Here is a 5,974-nt window from a genome sequence, read left to right on the forward strand (position 1 = left end):
CACCGCGGCACGAGACGCCGATCGCGAGTCCGATCACCAGGAGCGCGAGCAGCGCTGTGGCGGCGATCAGCAACCGGGTCCGCCGCGTCCGGCGGCGCTCCGGAGGTGTGGTCATGGGCAAAGTCATCGTCGCCAGATTACGTCGACCGCATCGCGTCTCGTGGCGCTTCACCGAAGGCGTCAGCGCCCCTGCCCGGTGTGCGACCGCTCAGAGTTGTCGCACTGTCAGGGCGGAAAAGGGGTTGAGGCGTACGACGTCGTGAGTCCATTCTCAGTCCATGTCCCCGACAGTCTCGTTGCTCCCGGTCACGCTCACCGCGGCGGCCGCGATGGTCCTCACTGCACTGGTCATGGTGCTGACACCCGGACCCAACATGATGTATCTGGTATCGCGCAGCATCGGTCAGGGCCGGCGTGCCGGACTGGTCTCGCTGGCCGGGACCGGAGTCGGATTCGTCGTGTACTTGTTGATGGCCAACCTGGGCCTCGCCGTTGTTTTCGTGGCAGTCCCGTGGTTGTTCATCGGGCTGAAGTCGGCTGGCGTCGCCTACCTCGCTCATCTGGCGTGGCAGGCGCTTCGGCCGGGCGGCAGAGGTGTTTTCGAAGTCTCTGATCTGCCGAAGGACAGCCCCGCGCGGCTGTTTTCAATGGGTTTGATCACCAACCTGCTCAATCCCAAAGCGGCGATCATGTATCTGACCCTCATCCCGCAGTTCATCGACGCCGATCGAGGGCACCGGTTCGCCCAGGGAATGACGTTGGGGACGTTGCAGATCACGGTCAGCATGATTGTGAACGCATCGATCATCGTCGCCGCCGGATCCGTGGCCCAACTGTTCACCCGTAGCCCGACCTGGGCGCTCTGGCAGCGACGCGTGACCGGCAGCCTGCTCGGGGGCGTCGCAATCGTGTTGGCTCGCGAGGTGCCTGCTCGAGCTCGCGTCTGATCGACCGGGTGAAAAGTTCAGGCCGCTGAACGAAACATGCTCGAAAAGCCGATATCACCCGTAGTTCTCACAACGGGTCTAACGTCCGATCATGACGATCGACAAGTCCGCTCTCCCGGCGCCCAGCACGACGAAAGCATCAGCCGCCGAGGGTGATTACCTCGAGAAACGACAGCTGAAGAAGGGCACCGCGGGCTGGGTCCTGCTGGCCGGTCTCGGCGTCAGCTACGTCATCTCCGGCGACTACGCCGGCTGGAACGGCGGACTCGGCGAGGGTGGGTTCGGCGGATTGCTGATCGCCGCGGTCATCATCGCCGCGATGTACCTCGCCATGGTGCTCGGCATGGCCGAGATGTCCTCGGCCCTGCCCGCCGCGGGCGGTGGCTACACCTTCGCCCGGCGTGCGATGGGACCGTGGGGTGGATTCGCCACCGGCACCGCCATTCTCATCGAGTACGCGATCGCGCCCGCCGCGATCGCCACGTTCATCGGCGCCTACGTCGAATCGTTGAACCTGTTCGGCATCACCGACGGGTGGTGGGTCTATCTCGCCGCGTACGCGATCTTCATCGGCATCCACCTGGTGGGCGCGGGCGAGGCGCTCAAGGCCATGTTCGTCATCACCGGTATCGCTCTCGTCGGACTGGTCGTCTTCGCCGTCGCCGCGGCGGGCATGTTCGACGTCTCGAACCTGACCAACATCGCCGCCGACCCCGATGCGGCCGGGTCGTCGAGCTTCCTGCCGAACGGCTACCTCGGCATCTGGTCGGCCATCCCGTTCGCGATCTGGTTCTTCCTCGCCGTGGAGGGTGTCCCGCTCGCCGCCGAGGAGGCCGAGAACCCCGAGCGCAACGTCCCCCGCGGCATCATCGTCGCGATGCTCATGCTGGTCGTCACCGGCGCAGTCGTGCTCGTACTCGCCACCGGCGCCGTCGGAGCCGACGAACTCACCGACTCGGGCAACCCCCTCGTGCTGGCGCTCGGCGACGGGACCGCCTCGAGCGTCGTCAACTACATCGGTCTCGCGGGCCTCATCGCGAGCTTCTTCTCGATCATCTACGCCTACTCGCGGCAGACGTTCGCCCTCTCGCGCGCCGGCTACCTTCCCACGTCGCTGTCGTTGACCAACAACCGCAAGGCGCCGGTGTGGGCGCTGATCATCCCCGGGGTGATCGGATTCGCGCTCACCTTCATCGGCGAGGGCGCGATGTTGCTCAACATGGCCGTGTTCGGAGCCGCACTCAGCTATGTGTTGATGATGATCAGCCACATCGTGCTCCGGGTGCGCGAGCCCGACATGCCGCGGCCGTACCGCACGCCCGGCGGCATCGTGACCACCGGCTTCGCCCTGGTGATCGCCGTCGCCGCGGTCATCGCGACGTTCCTCGTCGACACCACCGCCGCGCTGTGGACGCTCGGAGCGTTCGCCGCGTTCATGGCCTACTTCGGCCTGTACAGCCGGCGTCACCTCGTGGCCGGGTCACCGGACGAGGAGTTCGCGCTTCTCGCCGACGACGAGGTCGTGTGAGGGGTGTCGACCTATCGGCAGATGCTCGGCGGCACCACCTTCACCTTCGGTTCCCTGATCGACCTGCTCGCCAAGGCGACGCCGCGCCGCAGCGGTGACGAACTCGCCGGATGTGCGGCCGAGACCGACCTCGAACGCGCGGCCGCGCAGTGGGCGCTCGCCGACGTCTCGTTGACCACCTTCCTCGAGGATCTGGTGGTCCCGTACGAGACCGACGAGGTGACCCGACTCATCATCGACACCCACGACCGGTCGGCGTTCGCGCCGGTCGCCGACCTCACCGTGGGTGGTCTGCGCGACTGGCTACTAGCCACCGCGAGCGGGCCGAACGCCGCCGAGCGGCTGCGCACGGTCGGCGCGGGACTGACCCCCGAGATGGTCGCCGCCGTGAGCAAGCTGATGCGCAACCAGGACCTGATCGCGGTCGCGAAGGCGACGAGCGTTACGTCGGCGTTCCGCACGACGATCGGCGCACCCGGGACCCTGACCACCCGGTTGCAGCCCAACCACCCCACCGATGACCCGATGGGGATCGCCGCGGCCACCCTCGACGGACTCCTGCTCGGGTGCGGGGACGCGGTGATCGGCATCAACCCGGCGACCGATTCGCCGCAGGCCACCTCGGATCTGCTGTACCTGCTCGACGAGATCCGCACGCGGTACGACATCCCCGTGCAGTCGTGTGTGCTGTCGCACGTGACCACGACGATCGGGTTGATCGAGGCGGGCGCCCCGGTCGATCTGGTCTTCCAGTCGATCGCGGGCACCGAGGGCGCCAACCGCGGGTTCGGCGTCGACATCGCCGTGCTGCGCGAGGGCAACGAGGCGGGGCGGTCGCTGCAGCGCGGGACCGTCGGCGACAACGTCATGTACTTCGAGACCGGGCAGGGCTCTGCGTTGTCGGCGGGCGCGCACATCGGTACCGGCGGTCGGCCCGTCGACCAGCAGACCCTGGAGACCCGGGCGTACGCGATCGCGCGTGAGTTCGATCCGCTGCTGGTCAACACCGTCGTCGGATTCATCGGACCCGAGTACCTCTTCGACGGCAAACAGATCATCCGCGCGGGGCTCGAGGACCATTTCTGCGGCAAGCTGCTCGGGCTGCCGATGGGTGTCGACGTCTGTTACACCAACCATGCCGAGGCCGATCAGGACGACATGGACACCCTGCTCACGCTGCTCGGCGCGGCCGGGGTCCCGTTCGTCATCACCGTGCCCGGCGCCGATGATGTGATGCTCGGCTACCAGAGCCTGTCGTTCCACGATGCGCTCTATGCGCGACGTGTGTTGGGGCTCAAGCCTGCTCCCGAGTTCGAGGCGTGGCTCGGCGTCGTGGGCATGCTCGACGACACCGGACGCATCCTCGACCTCGCGCCGGAGGCGTCACCGCTACGAGCACTGACCGACCGATCCGGGGCCCACCTGTGAGGGGGTCGACGTGACCGATCTGTGGTCAGTGCTCCGGCAGAACACCTCTGCGCGTATCGGATTGGGGCGGGTCGGGGACTCGTTGCCGACGAGTCGGGTGTTGGAGTTCGCGGCGGCACATGCCGCGGCCCGCGATGCGGTGCACCACCCGCTCGATGTCGATGCGCTCGTCGCCGCGATCGAGCCGCTCGGGTTGGGCACGCCGTCGGTGGTGGCCAGCCAGGCCGCCGACCGCAGTGAGTACCTGCGGCGTCCGGATCTGGGACGGCAACCGGCAGAGGGCTTCTCGATGGACGCGGAGGACGCCGACATCGGCATCGTGCTCGCCGACGGGTTGTCGCCGATCGCGCTCACCGAGCACGCGGCCGGTGTCGTCGGGGCCATCAAAGACGTGCTCGCGCCGCAGTACTCGATCGCCACGCCGGTGATCGCGACGCAGGCACGCGTCGCACTCGGTGATCACATCGGCGCGGCACAGAAGGTGGGCACGCTCATCGTCGTCATCGGTGAGCGGCCCGGGTTGTCGGTGGCCGACAGCGTCGGCATCTACCTGACGCACCTGCCGCGCCCCGGGCGGGCGGATTCCGAGCGCAACTGCATCTCGAACATCCATCCGCCCGGCGGTCAGAGCTACGTCGGCGCCGCGCGGGTCGTCGCGGCGCTGGTGGAAGGCGCACGCGCACTGGGCCGCAGCGGCGTCGACCTCAAGGACACCAGCCGGACGTTGACCGAATAGTCAGGCCGCGTGGGCGTGCCGCTGCGACGGCCAGTGGCCGATCTCGTGCACCCGGCCCCTGGTGTCGACGGTGCGTGCCGCCACTCCGAGGTCGATGAGCCGGTGCGGTGCGCGATCGGGGTGCGCGTAGGTCATCATCGCGGCGGCGTACGCCGAACCCGCATCGTCGGCGATGGTGCTGACCGTGGCGAACGCCGGCGCCGGGCGCGGATCGAACGGGCTGCGCGGCAGGGCGTCGATGTCGGTGCGGGTGAGAGTCGACAGGGCGTGCCCGGGCTCGAGCTCGACGAGTTCGTTGCCGACCGGGACGTGCCACCCGCCCAGTGGGGGATGCCCCGCCGTCGCGGTCACGTTCCCAGCGTGCGCGTCCCCGACGGTCACCAGTGCGCCGCACTCGAAGCGGCTCGCAACCCGCTGCGCAGCGCGGTCGGCGAGGAATGCGCGGGCGGTCCCGAGGAGTTCGAGGCGAACGTCGGTGGGGACGACGACTCGGCCCTCGCCCAGGCGGGGTCGGTGCCACTCCGGAACCGGCGTCATCGTCCGCACGGTCATCGGACGGGGTCCGTCGACGGTGAACTGCAGGTGGGGGAGGAAGCGGTAGTCGGGGATTGCGCTCCGACGGACCGATCGGTTCGCCCCGTCGGTGAGGTCTGCGAAATACAGGGCCTCGGTGAGGATCTGCTCGAGCAGGACCCCGACCATGGCGGGTGACCCGCCGGCGAGGTCGACGGCGTGGATCTCCGCCGACGGCCGCTCACGGTTGACCGTGAGGTCGACGTGGTCGGCGTAGCGGGTGACCTCGCGCAGAGCATTGGGCAGAGCGGCGGGTTCGGTCACGGACACCGATATTCCGGTGCCGAGACCGGTTATGGCAGCGGTGGCGATCATCATTGATACCTCGATCCGGTGGGGGGTGATGGATTCCATCGTGGGCGGCCACCCTGGGATGTCCCTGTGAGCGACCCGATAGGCCGCTACGGACTTCGAGTCACCGCCGACCGTGCCGAAACGTCCCGCCGAACGTGCCAGAACGCTCCGCCGAACGTGCCGAACGGACCTGTCGAGCGTGCCGAACGGACCTGTCGGGCGTGTGGAGCGGACCTGTCGAGCGTGCGGAACCGCCACCCGGGTATCGCTTGTGTGACAGCGCTCCCACCCCGTGTCGGTCTCGGCACGGTGGGCGGGTGATTTGGGCCCACTCGGCGGGTGATTAAGGCACGGTGGGCGGCTGGATGGTGACGTAGCCGTACGTGTGGTGGCGGGTGAAGCCGAGGCGGCGATAGAGGCGGATGGCGTCGACGTTGTCGGCCTCGACCTGCAGGTACGCGTTGTCGG

5 protein-coding genes are annotated in these 5,974 nt (G+C 68.1%); 4 read left to right on the forward strand and 1 reads right to left on the reverse strand.

Annotated elements, in window-relative coordinates; all coding sequences use genetic code 11:
* Positions 1–350: 350 nt before the first annotated feature.
* The 4 genes from JHC79_RS10220 (at position 351) to eutC (ending at position 4,639) form a co-directional block, all read left to right on the forward strand.
* Positions 351–947, forward strand: a complete 597-nt coding sequence (locus tag JHC79_RS10220; protein ID WP_296390284.1) for a LysE family translocator — start codon at positions 351–353, stop codon at positions 945–947.
* A 91-nt stretch (positions 948–1,038) separates the two neighbouring features.
* Positions 1,039–2,475, forward strand: coding sequence for an ethanolamine permease (gene eat, locus JHC79_RS10225; protein WP_296390286.1), 1,437 nt, complete (start codon positions 1,039–1,041; stop codon positions 2,473–2,475).
* 3 nt (positions 2,476–2,478) lie between these two features.
* Positions 2,479–3,903, forward strand: coding sequence for an ethanolamine ammonia-lyase subunit EutB (locus JHC79_RS10230; RefSeq protein ID WP_296390287.1), 1,425 nt, complete (start codon positions 2,479–2,481; stop codon positions 3,901–3,903).
* Positions 3,904–3,913: 10 nt separating this feature from the next.
* Complete coding sequence (gene eutC / locus JHC79_RS10235; RefSeq protein ID WP_296390289.1) at positions 3,914–4,639, forward strand: ethanolamine ammonia-lyase subunit EutC; 726 nt, start codon at positions 3,914–3,916, stop codon at positions 4,637–4,639.
* Here the strand turns inward: eutC and JHC79_RS10240 are convergent, their stop codons facing one another.
* The gene (locus JHC79_RS10240) at positions 4,640–5,566 is read right to left on the reverse strand and encodes an FAD:protein FMN transferase (RefSeq protein ID WP_296390291.1); all 927 of its coding nucleotides are present in this window, start codon (positions 5,564–5,566) and stop codon (positions 4,640–4,642) included.
* Between the last annotated feature and the right edge of the window lie 408 nt (positions 5,567–5,974).

The sequence above is a fragment of the Williamsia sp. genome, assembly GCF_016462415.1.
In the GTDB taxonomy this organism is placed as follows: Bacteria; Actinomycetota; Actinomycetes; order Mycobacteriales; family Mycobacteriaceae; genus Williamsia_A.

Excerpts from the sequence above, each read along its gene's own strand:
- JHC79_RS10220 (WP_296390284.1), top strand. The coding sequence starts at position 351 with ATGGTGCTGACACCCGGACCCAACATGATGTATCTGGTATCGCGCAGC.
- eat (WP_296390286.1), top strand. The coding sequence starts at position 1,039 with ATGACGATCGACAAGTCCGCTCTCCCGGCGCCCAGCACGACGAAAGCA.
- JHC79_RS10240 (WP_296390291.1), bottom strand. The coding sequence starts at position 5,566 with ATGGAATCCATCACCCCCCACCGGATCGAGGTATCAATGATGATCGCC.